Source organism: Dokdonella sp., assembly GCF_049593775.1.
Lineage (GTDB): Bacteria > Pseudomonadota > Gammaproteobacteria > Xanthomonadales > Rhodanobacteraceae > Dokdonella.
On the sequence record NZ_JBAWHJ010000352.1, the window covers coordinates 1 to 16,751 of the forward strand.

Sequence of the window (16,751 nt, forward strand, 5' to 3'; positions counted from 1 at the left end):
GCGCAGGGTCTGGGCCGTGCTTGGCCGGGAAGACCCGTTGTGGGCTGTGCTGTCCCGTGCAGACAAGCGCGGCGGCCGCTGGGATGTGGAGGAATTCCTCGCTACCGGTCAACTCGAAGTCGACGCCCAGCTGGCCTGGCTGGGCAGCCACCAGTTGCCGACCAGCAGGCAGCGAGCGGTGGATTTCGGTTGTGGTGCGGGCCGACTCTCGCGTGCCCTCGCCGGGCACTTCGACGAAGTCTGCGGCATCGATGTTTCGGCCAGCATGATCGAGAAGGCGCGATCCCTGAATTCGGATCTGGCCAATCTCCGTTTCGTCGAGAATCATTCACCGACGCTCGCCTGCATCGACGATTCAAGCGTCGATCTCGTGTATTCATGCATGACCTTGCAGCACATCCCGGCGCAGCTGGCCAAGGGCTATGTGGAGGAATTCCTGCGCATTCTCCGACCGGGTGGAGTTGCTGCCTTCCAGTTTGTCACGGGACCCGATACGACCTGGCGCGGTCGTCTGTACGCCTTGATCCCGAATCGTTGGTTGAACCCTCTGAGGCGCATCCTCTGGAGGCGCCGCGCCGTTTTCGAGATGCATGGCCTTGATGAGCAGGCGCTACTGGCGCTTCTTCCGCAGTTTCCCGGATCCCGATTGCTGGCAGCGATGGACGATGGTGCAGCGGGACCGGGATGGTCGAGTCGCCGCTGGTATGTGGTTCGCGACGACTGGCGTTGAATCTGTTCTCGCAATGCCGGAAGCGGCTTGAGCAGCCATTCGGCTATTGAGAGTGGCTGCAGCTCTCCTTCTCCCGCTCTGCGTCAGCCAGTAAAAAACATCGTCACTGAAGCCAGCAACGAAGCGGAAACGTGGGGACAGCAATTACAGCCCGCGCTACCCACGAGATTCTCGCAGGAAGCACCTTCAGGCTTCGAGCAGGCTGGCCATTGCTGCCATGCGCACCGGGATGCCATTGGACACCTGGTCAAGGATGACGGATTGGGGTCCGTCGGCGACGTCCGCCGCAATCTCGATGCCGCGGTTCATCGGTCCCGGGTGCATGACCAGTGCGTCGGCTGCAGCTCGACGCAAGCGTTCCGTGGTCAGGCCGTATCGCCGGAAGTAGTCCGCTTCATCGTTGACCAGGGCTTCTGCCATGCGCTCGCGTTGCAGACGCAGCATGATCACCACATCGCTGCCTGCGACTGCATCATCGAAATTTTCAACGATATGACAGTTCGGGAATTCGTCCGATGCAGGCATCAGTGCGGCGGGACCACTCAGTCGAATCTCGCCAGCTCCCAATGCAGTGAGCACGTGCAAGTCGGAACGTGCGACCCGGGAATGTCGAATGTCGCCACACAGGGTCACTTTCAGCCGACTGAAATCTGCGTGCCGGTCACGAATGGTCAGTGCATCCAGCAGTCCCTGGGTCGGGTGGGCGTTGTTGCCATCTCCCGCATTGAGAATTACCGCACGTCTTGAGTGTCTGGCCAGGCGTGCCGGAGTGCCGTTCTCGCGGTGACGCACGACAAACGCATCGGCCTGCATGGCTTCCAGGGTAGACAAGGTGTCTTCCAGTGTTTCGCCCTTGTTTGTCGAGGAACTGGATATCTCGAAGTTGAGCACGGTTGCGCCCAACCGCCGCGCCGCAAGCTCGAAGCTGGTGCGAGTGCGCGTCGACGCTTCGAAAAACAGGTTTATGATCGTGCGGCCAGACAGAAGTTGTGGCCCGCCGCCGCTGTCGGCAAATGCATCACGCAGTTCGGTGGCCCGATCGAGCAGGGCCTCGATGTGCTTGCGATCCAATCCCTCCAGCGTGATCAGGTGGCGCAGGCGCCCGTTGGAGTCCAACTGCAATCCACTCATGTCGATGTTCCGCTATTGCCCGGCAAGGCGAGCCAGGATTCAAGGATGATCTGTGCCGCCAGCGCATCGATATCGGCGCCGTGCTTGCGCTTGGCCGTGCCTTGCGCGCGCTGGCTGGCAAAACGACGCGCGGCCTCCTTCGAGGTGAACCGCTCGTCGGATTCATGTACCGGCACGGCATAGCGCGCAGCGATCCGTTTGCCGAACGTGCGGGCAACTCCGGTCATCTCCTGCTCGCTGCCATCCAGCGCCAGAGGCAAGCCGATCACCATGGCCACCGGCTGCCATTCGCGGACCAGGACGTCGAGCACATTCCAGTCGGCCTTCCCATGGGCCACCTTGATCGTGGCCAGTGCCCGCGCCGTTCCGGTCAACGGGTGGCCGATGGCAACGCCAATCATCTTGGTGCCGACATCGAAGCCGAGAAGGTAGCCGGCCGCATCAGCAAGGCTCATGGCGTACACGCATCATGCATTGCCGGCATACGGCGAAATTTGTTCAAGGTTGACGCCCACCAGTGCCGCCGAAGCCTGCCAGCGTTCGTCCAGCGGTGTGCTGAAAAGGATGCTGTTGTCGACAGGTGCAGTCAGCCAGGCATTTTCACGAAGTTCGTGTTCGATCTGACCCGCGCTCCAGCCGGAATAACCGAGGGCAACGATGGCTTCTTCGGGACCATGGCCGGCGGCGATTGCAGCAAGGATGTCGCGTGAAGTGGTGACGCTGATCAGGTCGGAGATGCGGAACGAGGAATCCCATTCACCGTGAGGGGTGTGCAGGACGAATCCACGCTCAGGCTGCACGGGTCCGCCAATGAGGACTGGAGAGTCGATCACGTCAGGCAGGTCCGAACGCAGGTTCATCTGCGCAAGCACGTCGCCCAGGCGGTAATCGGAAAGCCGGTTGATCATGATGCCCATTGCGCCATCTTCGCCGTGTTGGCAAATCAGGGCGACCCCACGCGAAAAATTCGGATCGCGCAGGCTTGGCATGGCGATCAGAAGCTGGTTCGAGAGGGATGAGGAATCAGGCATGATCGCCATTGTACGGCGTGCCGGCGACGAGATGCTCGGCAACGGCGCGCAATGCGGGTTATGGGCGTGGTGGTCCGGAAAACGCCGAATGATCGGAGCGATCGTTCAGGCAGCGCAGCTCGGCTGCGGTCTGATTTTTCAGGGTTTTCTGCGTGCCGCCTCATACAGCCGGATTGTCTCGTCAACCGGAGTCGAGCCCACCAGACTGGCGATTGCCTCATCGAGCAGGTCTTCGCGTCGCTTGAATCGCAGGCAACTCTTGCCCATGTCGAGCTTGCGTCCGGCTGTGGCATAGGCCGTCCTCAAGGCCTGGTCGCTGTGCGGATTCATGTACGAACACATCAGATAGATCGCGTAGTTGGTCTTCTGGGCAGCAAGCGCGACATAGCTCAGCGGCTGCTTGTTGTAGGTGACCGGGAAGCGCGACAGGGGGATCACCCAGCCGATCATCCCGCAACTCATTTCCTCCACATAGCCGGCAGGGAGGTGGGAGTTGATCAGGTTGCGCACACTCGCAACAACGTCGCGCCGTTCGGGCGGAAGTTCATCGAGATAGTGCTCGACAGTGGTGGCCTTGCTCGAGACCAAGAGCTGATCCTTGTGGGCCAAATTGCCGTGATGGGGAAGGTCAGGTCCCGGATGAACTGCGCTTGATTGCGCGAATGCATTCGGGATTCGACGATCCTCGCACCGACCCGGCTGGCGCGCAAATCCGCGGATCAGCGGTTGCGCAGGATATTGCCTTCGAGGAATTGCCAGGTTCGGGTTATGTAGAGCTCGTCGACAACGTCACCCTTCTTGGGCAAGGGGTTGAATGGCGTGGCGAGATTGACGATGCGAATGGCGGCATCGTCGAGGACCTTGTGCCCGCTCGGCTGGATGATGTCGATGCTCTTCACGCTACCGTCGCGATTGAGTCCGACGGTCAGAACCAGCTGGCCATGGAGATCCTGACGACGCGCCTCATCCGGATAGTTCAGGTTGCCGATGCGCTCGATGCGGGCCACCCAGGCCGCCATGTAGCTGGCGTACTCATATTCCTTGGTGTTGGCCGAAATGTATTTCCGCTTGGGTCGCTTGGCGTACTGCTCGGTCTCGCGCTGGATCTCCTGGGCCAGGCGGGCCATTTCCAGCTTTCGCTCGATGATTTCGCGTTCGCTTGGCGCCTTGAGGTCTGGCCGGTCGGGCGTTTCGCTGGACGTTTCGACACTACGATCCGCGCTGCGCGTGGTCAGCATTTCGGCCTGGGTCGGGTCGGTTGGGCGGGGTGCCCCGGTCTCGGTGGGGCGTGGCGTAATGCCGGCGATCGGTTTCGGGATCGGGCTGGAAAGCGGATCCGTCGGGCGCTTGGCCTTGTCGGAATCGCCGCCGCCACTGTTGCTGGCCTGAGCCAGGAAATCCGCCTTTTCCGGCGCTTCGCCGCTGGCGGACTGAACCAGGATCACGTCCAGCGAAGGCAGCGAGGGTGCCGACTCGGCGATACTGAACGTGATGCCCAGAATCAGTACTGCATGGGCTATCAGCGAGAACAGGAAGGTCACGCCGAGTCGATCGGCGGGGCGGTTGTCGGGATTCGGGTTCACGCGATTCGGGATTCGATGACGTCAAACAGTTGGGCTGCGATGTTGAGACCGAATTGTGCGTCAAGTTCGCGCAGGCATGTTGGCGATGTGACGTTGACTTCGGTCAGCCAGTCGCCAATCACGTCCAGTCCAACGAACAACATGCCGCGGCGCTTTAGCTCGGGACCCACTTCGGCAGCGATCCAGCGATCGCGATCGGATAGCGGAACGCCAACGCCTCTGCCTCCCGCGGCCAGGTTGCCGCGGAACTCGTCGCCTTGCGGGATACGTGCAAGGGCGTAGGGAATCGGCTCGCCATCGACCATCAGAATGCGCTTGTCGCCGGCACTGATCTCGGGGATGAATTTCTGCGCCATCGCAAACGCCTGGCCGTTGTCGGTCAGGGTTTCGAGAATCACATTCAGATTCGGATCGCCATGCGCAGAGAGGAAAATGCTCCGGCCACCCATGCCGTCCAGTGGCTTGAGGACGATCTTGCCATGCTCGGCGGCGAATCGTTTCAGCTCGGTGGCGCTGCGAGCAACAAGAGTCGGTGCGCAGCACTGCGGGAAATGCTGTGCAAACAGCTTTTCGTTGGCGTCGCGCAAGCCTTGCGGGTTGTTGACGACCAGCACCCCGGAATCCTGGGCCATCTGCAGCACCTGGGTGTCGTAGATGAATTGGGAATCAACCGGAGGGTCCTTGCGCGCAAGGACGATGTCGATTTCGCCGAGATCGCGCCATTGCGGCTGGTCGAGCGTATACCAGCCGCCAGCGTCGTCCTTCACGGTCAGGCTGCTCAGGCGAGCCCAGGGGCGGCCATCGCGAATCGCAAGATCACCATGCGCCATGTAGAACAGCGAATGCCCGCGACGCTGAGCCTCGAGCAGCAGGGCAAAGGTCGTATCCTTGGCGATCTTGATGTCGGCAATGGCATCCATGAGGACGGCCAGGCTGCGAGCCATGTGACACCTCCAGTAACCGGTTTGGGTTTCCGCACACTTGCGACGGAAAGGGCGCGCTATATTACACTCGGCGATCGTGGCAGCTGTCGATGGCCACAGAGAAGGGCGAACAGGTTCTCAAGATTTACGGGGACTTAGACGCTAAACTTGACAGATTAGCTAAGAATTGGTTAAGAAGCATGGGCCGATCTAGAAGCCTGCGGGAGTGATGTGTTGCCGGGACGGAGCAGATCAGGCTGGCTGTTTCCAGATTGGATCTTGGTAGGCACGGATCTTGCGTGTCCAATTATTCAGCACAAGCGGTTGGGGGTCCTTAACAGGTGGATGAGACCAAACAGGGCAGCTTTAGCGGCCTGAAAGTCATGGTCATTGATGACTCCAAAACCATCCGCCGGACAGCGGAGACCTTGCTGCGAAAGGAAGGTTGCGACGTCGTTACCGCGACTGACGGGTTTGAAGCGCTGGCGAAAATTTCCGACCAGCAGCCACAGATCATCTTTGTCGACATCATGATGCCGAGACTGGATGGCTATCAGACTTGCGCGCTGATCAAGAACAACCAGATGTTCAAGGGCACGCCCGTCATCATGTTGTCGTCCAAGGACGGCCTGTTTGACAAGGCGCGCGGGAGAATTGTCGGTTCCGAACAATATTTGACCAAGCCATTCACGCGCGAGGAGCTACTGGGTGCCATCCGGCGCCACGTAGATTGGAAGTAATTTCTTCGGCTTGGCCATTCGACTCACAGGGGTAAGGCGGTGGCGCACATATTCATCATTGACGATTCTCCGACAGACGTTCGCGTGTTCACGACGTTGCTGGAGAAGGCTGGTCATCGTGTCAGCAGTGCGGCCAGTGCTGAAGAAGGCATTGTCGGCGTCAAGCGCGAGCGCCCGGACCTGGTCATCATGGACGTCATCATGCCGGGCATGAATGGTTTCCAGGCGACCCGTGACCTGAGTCGCGATGCGGGCACCGGACACATTCCGATCCTCATCGTCACGACCAAGACCATGGAGACCGACCGTGTATGGGGATTGCGCCAGGGTGCCAAGGATTTCCTGACCAAGCCGGTCGATGCGAAAGCCTTGTTGCAGCGAATCGACACGTTGTTGCCAGGTTGATCTGATGAGCATGGTCAATTCCGCCGAAACCCAGCCTTCCGGCCCGTTCGAGATCCTCGCCGACTACGAGCGACGCAGCCTTGCGCACGTCGCCGGTATCCCCGAGCAGATCGACGCGCCCGGGTTGTGGCGCGGCATCGGTTTCCGGATTGGCGACAACCACATGGTCAGCAGCATTTCGGAAGTCAACGAAATCCTGACCATTCCGGCCCTGACCGTCGTTCCGGGCACCCAGCCCTGGATGCTCGGTGTCGCAAACGTTCGCGGCAACCTCGTCGCGGTTGTCGATTTGCGAAATTACATTGAAGGTGCGCGCACCGTAATGACCGATTCGACGCGCGTACTCGTCGTTCGCCAGCACGGCGGAAGCGTAGGCCTGCTTGTTGACGAAGTGCTTGGTCAGCGCAGTTTTTCCGATGAGCAGCGTGCGCAGGCTCTCGGTGAGGAAGATGAACGATACAGTCGCTACGTTGGCGAAAAAGTACAGCTTGGCGAAATCTTGTGGGGATTGTTCAGTATGTCAGTGCTGGTCCGCACAGCGGAGTTCCAGCAGGCATCGGCATAACATCAAGCTGGTTGCAGACCGCGAGTGTCTGGCCGGATTGAGCAACTTAGGGGTGAGGTAACAAAGATGAGCACAACTTCCAGCGCACTCTCGGGCTCCGAGCGGACGGGCAGCCTCAACACCATCTTGATCGTGTTGCTGGTCCTTGCCATCGCGTTCGCAGCGGCAGACTTTATTTACCTCAATATCAAGAGCACGCACGATCGACAAGCCAGTTCCCTGACTACCGAGATCCAGGTGGCCTCGCAAGCCCTGACCACCTATGCGGCGAACGCAGCCGGCGGCAACGAACTCGCATTCGACGAACTGGCCAAGACAACCAAGGACATCGATTCCTTCCTCGGTTACCTGAACAAGGGCAATGCCAAGGAGCCATCACCCTTTGTCGGCATGCCGGCGTATGACGCCGAGCCCGGTGTCGAGAAAGAACTGAAAGACCTCAACAACGCATGGGCGCCCGTGTTGACCAACGCGACCAAGATTCTCGATGGCAAGAGTCTGGTGCTTGATACCGCGACAATCTCTTCCGAGTTCACCTCGACCATGCCGATCCTGAACTCGCGCATGAACGAAGTCGTCAATATTCTCACCGAGCGCAATGGTGGGGCCGGTCAGGTCTACATCGCCACTCGTCAGATGTTGCTGGCCGATCGCATGATTCGCCGCGTTCAGGAGATTCTGCAGGGTGGTGAAGACGCCCAGTCGGCAGCCGATGGCTTCAACCGTGATGCTGCGCTGTATCGATCCGTTCTTACCGGCCTGATCGAAGGCGCGCCTGCACTCAACATCAAGCCGATCGACCAGCCGAATGCGCGTGACATCCTGATCGACGTATCGGAGCAATGGGAGCAGCTCAACGAACCTGTTGGCAAGATCATCGATGCTTCGACTGGATTGCAGGTGGTCAAGCAGGCAGCCGACGCGATCTTCACCGATAGCCAGAGCGTGCTGCTGAAGGCGCGAAATGTCGCCGCGCGTATCGACAATCTGTCGACCAGCCGCATGTTTCCGAATCCGTTGTGGGGTGGCATAGCCGCCGCCGCCGCTATTGTTCTCGTTATCCTGCTCGGTATCACCCTGGTCCGCGATCAGCAGAATCGCTACCAGATGTCGGCCGAGCTCAATCAACGAAATCAGGAAGCCATTCTGCGACTGCTCGATGAGATGGGCTCGCTGGCTGAAGGTGACTTGACCGTAAAGGCAACTGTTACCGAAGACATTACCGGGGCCATAGCGGACTCCATCAACTTCGCGGTCGAGGCACTGCGATCTCTCGTTACAACGATTAACGAGACCGCCGTGCAGGTGTCCGCCGCTGCTCAGGAAACGCAGGCGACGGCCATGCACCTGGCCGAAGCCGCCGAGCATCAGGCGCAGCAGATTACATCCGCATCCGCCGCCATCAACGAAATCGCCGTATCGATCGATGAGGTGTCCAAGAATTCGACCGAGAGTGCAGAGGTTGCGCAACGCTCGGTGCAGATCGCCGCCAAGGGCGCGGCCATCGTGCGACAGACCATTCAGGGCATGGATTCGATTCGTGACCAGATCCAGGAGACATCAAAGCGAATCAAGCGTCTTGGTGAGTCTTCGCAGGAAATTGGATCCATCGTCGAACTGATCAACGACATCGCCGAGCAGACCAACATTCTCGCGCTGAACGCAGCTATTCAGGCGGCATCCGCTGGTGAGGCGGGTCGCGGCTTCGCGGTTGTTGCCGATGAAGTGCAACGCCTCGCGGAACGTTCGGCGAATGCGACAAAACGAATTGAAACGCTGGTGCAGACGATTCAGTCGGATACCAACGAAGCGGTCAGCTCGATGGAGCAGACAACCGCCGAGGTGGTCGCCGGTGCACGTCTGGCCGAGGATGCCGGTCTTGCCCTGGGTGAGATCGAGAAGGTTTCGCACGATCTTGCTGACCTCATTCAGAGCATTTCCGCCGCTGCCAGCCAGCAGTCGGCTGCCGCAACGAATATCTCCGCAACCATGAACGTGATTCAGGAAATCACCACGCAGACGTCGGTTGGTGCCAGCCAGACTGCTGAGTCCATCGGCAACCTGGCGCATTTGGCCGGCGACCTTCGTCGTTCCGTCGCCGACTTCAAGCTGCCGGGCTGAGTCCGGGTTCAGTCACGTATTCCAGATCAAGGAGAACCACTCGGCCAACACCGCAATCGGCATTGCCGCAAAAGATCCGACAGTTGAACTGATTCGTGCAGCCGAGTGCCTGGCTGATCCAAACACTGACAGTTGCCTGTTTTACTGCTCGCCCAGTGCTGCTGGGGGTCGTGTGAGCCGGGTCGGAGTTTCGGAAGATGCAGTGCGATAAGGTGATGGCTGGCTGGTTTCGCCAGGGCGAACGATACCAATGAAACTGCACGAAGATTTCACCACGCTCAACTGGGTCAAGGGCGAACTCGATGAAACGCTGAAGCAGGCGCGACAGGCGCTTGAGGCGTATGTCGACGATCCCGCAGACACCAGCCTCATGCGTTTTTGTGCCACCTATCTGCATCAGGCACAGGGCACGCTGCGCATGGTGGAGCTGTATGGCGCCGCGATGGTCATCGAAGAGATGGAACGTCTGGCGGAAGCCTTGCTGGCCGACGCCGTGCCGCAGCGTGACGAGGGCTATTCCGTGCTGATGCGGGGCATGGTCCAGTTGCCGGACTATCTTGAACGCGTTCAGACCGGGCACAAGGACATTCCCATTGTCCTGTTGCCGCTGCTCAATGATTTGCGTGCCTGTCGCGGAGAAAAGTTGCTGACCGACTCGGCACTGTTCTCACCAGACCTGTCGGTTGCCTTGCCTGAATCGGCGAACGGCAGGGCCACGCCTCTGACTCTCAAGGATTTGCGCTCGCAGGCCTTGCGACTGAGGCTTGCTTTCCAGGCTGCGTTGCTCAAGTGGTTCCAGAATTCCAGCGAGCTGCAACACGCAGCACGTTTGCGTGACGTGCTTGATCGTCTGCGCAGCAACGTATCGCATGGCGAGGATTCCCGCCGCCTGTTCTGGATCGCCGCCGGCGTTGCCGACGCGGTCAGTGACGGCAGCCTCGAATCGAGCGCCTCGGTAAAGCTGCTTTTCGGTGGTGTCGACCGTGAGATACGCCGTTTCGCTGAAGTCGGCGAACAGGGGCTGGTGAATGCTCCGCCGCGTGACCTGCTGCAAAGTCTCCTTTACTACATCGCGCATTCCGGCAGCCAGCGCGAACGCGTTGCCGAAATCAGCAACGCCTATTCGCTGACTGCGCTGCTCGCTACCGACAAGGAAGTTGAGCATGCGAAGAGTTCCATTTCCGGTCACAACCGTACCCTTCTGGACACGGTTTCGGTGGCTATCAAGGACGACCTGCTGCGTGTCAAGGAGTCACTCGACATCTTTCTGCGCGCGCAGCAGCGCGATCCGGCCGAACTGCTGGGCCAGATCGATCTTCTCGATCGCGTACGCGACACCCTGGGCATGCTTGGACTGGGCGTTCCCCGCCGAGTCGTAACCGAACAGCGTTCAACCATCGAAGACATGGCGCACGGCAGGCGCGAAGCCGACGAGGGCACTTTGCTCGATGTCGCAGGCGCACTGCTTTACGTGGAAGCGTCCCTGGATGATCACATCGAGCGGCTGGGTGCCGTGGGCGAAGAAGGCGATGAAGACGCCATCGAGCTGCCAAAGGCCGAGATTCGCAAGATCCTCGATGCCCTGATGCATGAGGCTGCGGTCAATATCCAGCAGGCCAAGCACGACGTCATCGCATTTATCGAATCGCCCTGGGATCATGAGCGGGTCGAGCAGATTCCGCGCCTGCTGGAGGAAATTTCCGGTGCGTTGCGCATGCTTGATCTTGGCTCCGCGGCAGAATTGATGGGCGGTATCGTCCACTTTGTCGAGGTTGAACTGCAGCGCCATCGAAGGGTGCCCACGGCTGAGCAAATGGACAGCCTCGCAGATGCGTTGGCGTCCATCGAGTACTACCTTGAGGCGACCCGCGAACAGCGAGGCGGCCGCGACAAGATTCTTGACGTCACCAGGGAAAGCCTGGAGGCACTTGGCTACTGGCCAATACCCGAAGCCGAAGCAGATTCCAATGCTGCCTCAACGGAGGCGGTTGGACCCGGAGCAGAAGATGCCTTGGCCATTGCCGCAGCCTTGGCCTACGACAGCAGCAGTTCTTCGGATACGACCTCATACACGCAAACACGCGAGATCAATCCAGTGGAGGGCGATCCGGAAAACACCGGATCGGACTTTCCCAGCTGGGGCGAGCATCTCCCCTTAGGACAAAGTGCCGCCTTGCGACCGGATGACTCCGGTGACGGAAGCGAGCTGAATCTAGATGGGCTCGATATCGTCGACACCGGAGATCTGGATCTCGGCCCTGCCACGGCATTCGACGCCGTGCAGGCTCCCAATGAACTGGACACTGTCGTCGAAATTGCTGCTGGCGACGATTTGAGCGATCTGATTGTCGGGGAAGCTGGCAACGAAATCGTTCAGGAGCAGGACGTGGCTGGCTTGCGTCTGGCCGAGACCACGCACGATCGCGATGGCGTGGCAGAAGACCAGACGATCCACGTCGACCCCGACGGAAGTCGCTGGATCGAAATCGAAGAAGAGATCGAGGAAGAAGTAGAGGAACTTGCCGACACTGCCGAGCTCGACGATGGCAGCTTCCAGATCTCTGCATCCAGTGAAATCGATGACGAGATCAGGGACGTCTTCATCGAAGAGGTGCAAGAAGAGATCGACAACCTGAGCGCACAGTTGCCGCTGTGGCGATCCAAGCCGGATGATCTTGAGCAGGTAAAGCCGATTCGTCGTTCGTTCCACACGCTCAAGGGTTCTGGCCGACTGGTGGGTGCCCTGGCATTGGGCGAGTTCAGCTGGAAGGTCGAGAGCATGCTCAATCGCGTGCTGGATCGATCAATTCAGCCAAGTGCGCAGGCCATCGCGCTGGTCGATCACGCACTCAAGGCATTGCCGGAGTTGCTGGCAGCACTTCGCGGCGAAGGCGCGCCCGGGGCGGATGTCTCCGCTATCGTGGAAGCTGCTGATCGCATCTCCGAAGGCGAACTGGCCTCGGTGCAGAGCAAACCCGCGGCTGCACAAACCGTCAAGCGCATGGTCAAGCGCATCGTCAAGCGACGTGTTGCAGTGGAAGATGCGCCCGCCGGATCAGTCGACGAGGCTATTTCCGAATTGCCTACGCCGGTAGAGATGGAAACCGATGATTCGGCCGAAATCGTCGCCGGTCCGCTGCCAGGACTCGACCCCGTCCTGTTTGACATCCTCAAGAGCGAAACAGCGATGCACTTGGGTGTGTTCGATGAATTCCTGACCAAGGCGGGGTATGTGGACCTGCCGGTGTCGGAGCCCTTGCTGCGTGCCGCGCATACTTTGAGCGGCGCGATTGCGATGGTCGAGATCGATTCGCTGACTCATTTGCTGGCACCCCTGGAAGGCTATCTGAAGCGGATGCGCGCGAGCGCGACGCCGGTGGATGGTGCCGGAATCGCCGTTCTTGGCGGGTCGGCCGCGCTCGTGCGCGAAACCATGGAATGTCTGGATCAGGGCTCGAGTCAGTTGCCCGATACAGCTGATCTGGCGGCTCGCGTCACGGAGTTGCGCGATGCCCTGGACGAGCCGGAAAGCGCGCTGCATCTCTACCATCAGGATGAAGATGGCTCCGCGGAAGATGACGATGAGCCACGGATTTCCGACGCGGGCGCGGCAGGAGCCGACCTGGCCGCGGATGAGCTGGACGAGCTCGTATTCGAGACCGTTGATATCGATGGTGATATCGATAGCGAAGAAATCGATCTGACAGAAGCGCTGATCGGGCGCATGGAAGAAACCGACGAAGCCGACGAGAGTGATGAGGCTGACGAGCAGGATCTGGACTCCACGACGCTCAACGTGGATGCAGCCGAAGAAGATCTGCATTTCCCGGAAGACACCGATTTCGATGCCCTGGTTGAAGCAGCGAGCGCGCTTTCCGACTTGCCGGACAAGGCCGTACGCAAGGAATTCGATTCGGAAGGCGATGACGCCGAGGCGGCAGTAGATCTCGACGAGCAATTCATGGAGATCGACGAATCCGTTGCCGAATCAATCGAGCTGACGATCGAGGTCGATGACTCCGAAACAGATGAGAAGGCAGAGCCAGTCGCTGAAGCCGACGTCGAATCCACGCGTGCCGATGACAGCAAGTCAGGCGACGCAGTCGACGCGCGAGAACAGGAAGATCCCACGCAAGTAGCCGACGACGATTCGATCAGCCTGGAGATTGAACCCGAGGCAGACTCGGAGATTGAACCTGAAGCAGAGCAGCCGCTGGCATCGGCACAGTCCGATGAGATGACTGCGGAGCTAACTACAGCGCATGTCGAGGTTTCGAGGCTGGACGAGCAACCGGAAGGAGAGCTCGATCTTCCTGAAATGGACCAGGATCTGCTGGACATCTTCGTTCAGGAAGGCAACGACATCCTCGATCACTCCGATTCGATCATGGCGCAGCTGCGTGACGCGCCTCAGGATCGGGAATTGATCGTCAGCCTGCAACGCGACCTGCATACCTTGAAAGGTGGCGCGAGGATGGCCGGAATCGGCCCGATCGGCGACCTGACGCACGCAATGGAATCGCTGCTTGACGCCACCTTCGATGGCCATCGAAAGATGGACATCTCGGCGGTAGAGGCACTTGAGCGTAGCTACGACGCCCTGCATGGACTTGTGCAGCGCATTTCCCGTCGCGAAGCCATCGCCATGCCCGAACAGATGATTGCGCGGCTGGAAAACCTGGTTGCCGGCGAAACTCTATCCGAGTCGGTTGCGCCAATGGCGGACGCAGGATCGGACGAAGCGGAGTTGGTGGCTGCAGAACTTCCGAAGACCTCGCCGCGTACATTGCCGACCCTCGAGCCCGAAGAGGAGCCGCGCGCGCCTCAGGAAATGATCCGCGTGCGTTCGGAGCTGCTCGACTCGCTGGTCAACTACGCTGGCGAAGTGTCGATCTATCGGTCACGCCTTGAGCAGCAGATATCCACATTCCGCTTCAACCTTGTCGAGTTCGAGCAGACGGTCAGCCGACTGCGCGAACAGTTGCGCAAGCTGGAAATTGAAACCGAGGCGCAGATCATCGCGCGCTACCAGCGTGAACATCATGACGGTGTGGAAGCAGTATTCGATCCGCTTGAACTTGACCGTTTCTCGCAGTTGCAGCAGTACTCACGCGCACTCGGCGAGTCGGTTTCGGATCTGGTTTCCATTCAGGGCCTGCTCGATGACCTGACTCGTCAATCGGAAACCCTGCTGCTGCAGCAGTCTCGCGTCAGTTCCGATTTGCAGGAAGGTCTCATGCGCACGCGCATGGTGCCGTTCGACTCCATGGTGCCGTCCTTGCGGCGGACCGTGCGCCAGGCTGCCCAGGAATTGGGCAAGCGCGCCCAGCTCAAGGTCGAGGGTGCCCAGGGTGAGATGGATCGAAATCTGCTCGAGCGGATGAAGGCGCCGTTTGAACACATGCTGCGCAACGCATTGGCGCACGGTATCGAATCGCCCGAGAAGCGTCTGGCGGCCAACAAGCCTCTGGATGGTGCAGTCACCATTCGTGTATCGCGCGAATCGACGGAAGTGGTATTGCGCATCAGTGATGATGGCGGCGGCATGAATCGCGACGCGATTCGACGCAAGGCGATCGCTCTGGGGTTACTCAGCCCTGATGTGAACCTGTCAGATCGCGACCTCTATGGCTTCATCCTCGAAGCCGGGTTCTCGACCGCCGAGCAAGTCACACAGCTGGCCGGTCGCGGCGTCGGCATGGACGTCGTGCACAGTGAAATCAAGCAACTGGGTGGTTCGCTGGTTATTGATTCGGTTCCCGGCACCGGAACGACCTTCACCATTCGTCTTCCGTTCACCCTGGCAGTGACCCAGGCCATCCTGGTCAAGCTCGGTGATTCCACGTATGCAGTGCCGATGTCTTCGGTTCAGGGCGTCGTGCGCATTGCAATGGACGATTATTCAAAACGTTTGGGCAGTGGTGATCCGACCTACACCTATGCTGGCGAAGAATTCAAGATCTATGAGCTATCGCAATTGCTGGGCGTTCCCCAGGGGCGCGTAATCGACGAAACCCAGCTGCCACTGCTGATGACGCGGACGGGCGACCAGCGTGCCGCCGTTCGTATTGATGCTGTGGTCGGTTCACGAGAGATCGTGGTCAAGTCGGTCGGCCCGCAGATCAGCTCGGTTCCCGGAATTTTTGGTGCAACGATCATGGGCGACGGTTCCGTGATCATGATTCTTGATCTGGCCCCGCTGGTACGTCGTGTTGCTTCGATGCGTGCAAGTGTCGCTGCAGGCGAGATCCCTGCACTCGAAGAAAGTGCGCAGATACCGGAAATTCAGGAAGCGCCGCGCAAGACCATGATCATGGTGGTCGATGATTCAATCACCATGCGCAAGGTCACCACGCGAGTACTCGAGCGTGCAGATATGGAAGTCGTTACAGCGAAGGATGGACTGGATGCCGTCGAGAAGTTGCAGGACAGTGTTCCCGATCTGATGCTGCTGGATATCGAGATGCCGCGCATGGACGGCTACGAGCTGGCCACCTACATGCGCAACGACGCACGATTGAAGAACGTGCCGATCATCATGGTGACTTCGCGTACTGGCGAGAAGCATCGTCAGCGCGCGCTGGAAATCGGCGTCGAGCGCTATCTCGGAAAGCCGTACCAGGAGGCCGATCTGCTTCGTCAGGTCCAGGAAACCTTGAGGTCGAGACGTGCAGACGCCTGAGTCGAAAATGAGGATCGCCCTGCTTTCTCAAGCAGGTGAATCGGGGCGGCATCTGCGTGATGCACTCGCAGGGTCCGGCACGCCGATCGTCTACGAAGCACAGGCGACCGAGCTTGACCGCGCGGCACTGGAGAAATCCGGGGCCAGCGTCGTAGTGGTGAATCTGGATGCCGATGTCGAGGCACATCTCGACGAGGTGTACTCCCTGCTCGATGACGCCCGTTACAACGTGATCTTCAATGAGGCGCAGGTTTCAAGCCAGTTGTCCGGCTGGGAGCAGGCGCGCTGGGCCAGGCATCTGGCTGCGAAGATCCTCGGTGAGGAGAATGCAGATCCGCCGAGGCCGGCTGGTTCTGAACCTGTCCCGCAGCGCGCACCCAAAGTCGCGCCCACTGTTGATTCTACTGACCAGCCCGCGCCGACAGCGAATGAATCCGCAACGGTCGAAGCGCCACTGAATGAGGTGAGCGCGCAGATCGAAACTCCTGATGTGGCGGATGAACCACCCGCAGTCGAGGAAGACTATTCCGACATCGCCCGATTGCTGAATGAGACGGATTCAGATGACGACGCGCTTGCAGAATCGAGGGTGCAGGATTCTGACGCTGTCGTTGTCGATGCACAGTCAGACGTGTCGATGCCCGAGCTTGATCTCTCGGAGTTCGATCTCGACGATGACACCAATGTAATCGAAATGGTCCAAGCCGATGACAGCGACGCTGACCTCGACACCACGCCCCCGGACGAATTTGATTCCGCCGCAACCCTGCAAATGCCTTCGGTGGACATCGATTCCGAGGAAGACGCTGATGTACTTGGATTCGGAGATCTGGATGATTT

12 protein-coding genes and 1 pseudogene are annotated in these 16,751 nt (G+C 59.5%); 7 read left to right on the top strand and 6 right to left on the bottom strand.

The window, feature by feature from the left end; translation table 11 throughout:
* Positions 1–730: methyltransferase domain-containing protein (locus tag WBP53_RS12190; RefSeq protein WP_423929297.1), on the top strand; the 730-nt coding region annotated here is incomplete at its 5' end.
* A 186-nt stretch (positions 731–916) separates the two neighbouring features.
* Here WBP53_RS12190 and WBP53_RS12195 read toward each other — a convergent pair.
* From WBP53_RS12195 to gshB, 6 genes are all read right to left on the bottom strand, one after another.
* Positions 917–1,861 carry an aspartate carbamoyltransferase catalytic subunit gene (locus WBP53_RS12195; RefSeq protein WP_423929299.1) on the bottom strand — a complete coding sequence of 315 codons (945 nt, stop codon included), beginning with the start codon at positions 1,859–1,861 and terminating at the stop codon, positions 917–919.
* Complete coding sequence (ruvX, locus tag WBP53_RS12200) at positions 1,858–2,316, bottom strand: Holliday junction resolvase RuvX (protein ID WP_423929301.1); 459 nt, start codon at positions 2,314–2,316, stop codon at positions 1,858–1,860. Before ruvX ends, WBP53_RS12195 begins: the two co-directional genes overlap by 4 nt.
* A 12-nt stretch (positions 2,317–2,328) precedes the next feature.
* A complete protein-coding gene (locus WBP53_RS12205; RefSeq protein ID WP_423929303.1) occupies positions 2,329–2,892 on the bottom strand; it encodes a YqgE/AlgH family protein in 564 nt (187 codons plus the stop codon).
* A 138-nt stretch (positions 2,893–3,030) separates the two neighbouring features.
* On the bottom strand, positions 3,031–3,480 hold the full coding sequence (locus WBP53_RS12210; protein WP_423929305.1) for a DUF1801 domain-containing protein: 450 nt from the start codon (positions 3,478–3,480) through the stop codon (positions 3,031–3,033).
* A 131-nt stretch (positions 3,481–3,611) separates the two neighbouring features.
* On the bottom strand, positions 3,612–4,475 hold the full coding sequence (locus tag WBP53_RS12215; protein ID WP_423929307.1) for an energy transducer TonB: 864 nt from the start codon (positions 4,473–4,475) through the stop codon (positions 3,612–3,614).
* On the bottom strand, positions 4,472–5,419 hold the full coding sequence (gene gshB, locus WBP53_RS12220) for a glutathione synthase (RefSeq protein ID WP_423929309.1): 948 nt from the start codon (positions 5,417–5,419) through the stop codon (positions 4,472–4,474). Before gshB ends, WBP53_RS12215 begins: the two co-directional genes overlap by 4 nt.
* Positions 5,420–5,781: 362 nt before the next feature.
* On the opposite strand from gshB, the gene WBP53_RS12225 reads away from it, so the two are divergent.
* From WBP53_RS12225 to WBP53_RS12250, 6 genes and pseudogenes are all read left to right on the top strand, one after another.
* Entirely contained in the window at positions 5,782–6,138 is a 357-nt protein-coding gene (locus tag WBP53_RS12225; RefSeq protein WP_371282246.1) for a response regulator, read from the top strand.
* Between the two features lie 39 nt (positions 6,139–6,177).
* Positions 6,178–6,543, top strand: coding sequence for a response regulator (locus WBP53_RS12230; RefSeq protein WP_423929311.1), 366 nt, complete (start codon positions 6,178–6,180; stop codon positions 6,541–6,543).
* A gap of 4 nt (positions 6,544–6,547) precedes the next feature.
* Positions 6,548–7,108 (top strand): chemotaxis protein CheW, encoded by a 561-nt coding sequence (locus WBP53_RS12235; protein ID WP_423929313.1) that lies wholly within the window; start codon positions 6,548–6,550, stop codon positions 7,106–7,108.
* A 66-nt stretch (positions 7,109–7,174) separates the two neighbouring features.
* Complete coding sequence (locus WBP53_RS12240; RefSeq protein ID WP_423929315.1) at positions 7,175–9,229, top strand: methyl-accepting chemotaxis protein; 2,055 nt, start codon at positions 7,175–7,177, stop codon at positions 9,227–9,229.
* Positions 9,230–9,479: 250 nt separating this feature from the next.
* Entirely contained in the window at positions 9,480–15,911 is a 6,432-nt protein-coding gene (locus WBP53_RS12245; protein ID WP_423929317.1) for an Hpt domain-containing protein, read from the top strand.
* A gap of 7 nt (positions 15,912–15,918) precedes the next feature.
* Positions 15,919–16,751 (top strand): annotated as a pseudogene (locus WBP53_RS12250) (hypothetical protein); the annotation flags it as partial.

What these genes read in the sequence shown, in the direction of transcription:
- WBP53_RS12195 (WP_423929299.1), bottom strand. Translation starts at nt 1,861, where the DNA reads ATGAGTGGATTGCAGTTGGACTCCAACGGGCGCCTGCGCCACCTGATC.
- ruvX (WP_423929301.1), bottom strand. Translation starts at nt 2,316, where the DNA reads ATGAGCCTTGCTGATGCGGCCGGCTACCTTCTCGGCTTCGATGTCGGC.
- WBP53_RS12205 (WP_423929303.1), bottom strand. Translation starts at nt 2,892, where the DNA reads ATGCCTGATTCCTCATCCCTCTCGAACCAGCTTCTGATCGCCATGCCA.
- gshB (WP_423929309.1), bottom strand. Translation starts at nt 5,419, where the DNA reads ATGGCTCGCAGCCTGGCCGTCCTCATGGATGCCATTGCCGACATCAAG.
- WBP53_RS12225 (WP_371282246.1), top strand. Translation starts at nt 5,782, where the DNA reads ATGGTCATTGATGACTCCAAAACCATCCGCCGGACAGCGGAGACCTTG.
- WBP53_RS12235 (WP_423929313.1), top strand. Translation starts at nt 6,548, where the DNA reads ATGAGCATGGTCAATTCCGCCGAAACCCAGCCTTCCGGCCCGTTCGAG.
- WBP53_RS12240 (WP_423929315.1), top strand. Translation starts at nt 7,175, where the DNA reads ATGAGCACAACTTCCAGCGCACTCTCGGGCTCCGAGCGGACGGGCAGC.
- WBP53_RS12245 (WP_423929317.1), top strand. Translation starts at nt 9,480, where the DNA reads ATGAAACTGCACGAAGATTTCACCACGCTCAACTGGGTCAAGGGCGAA.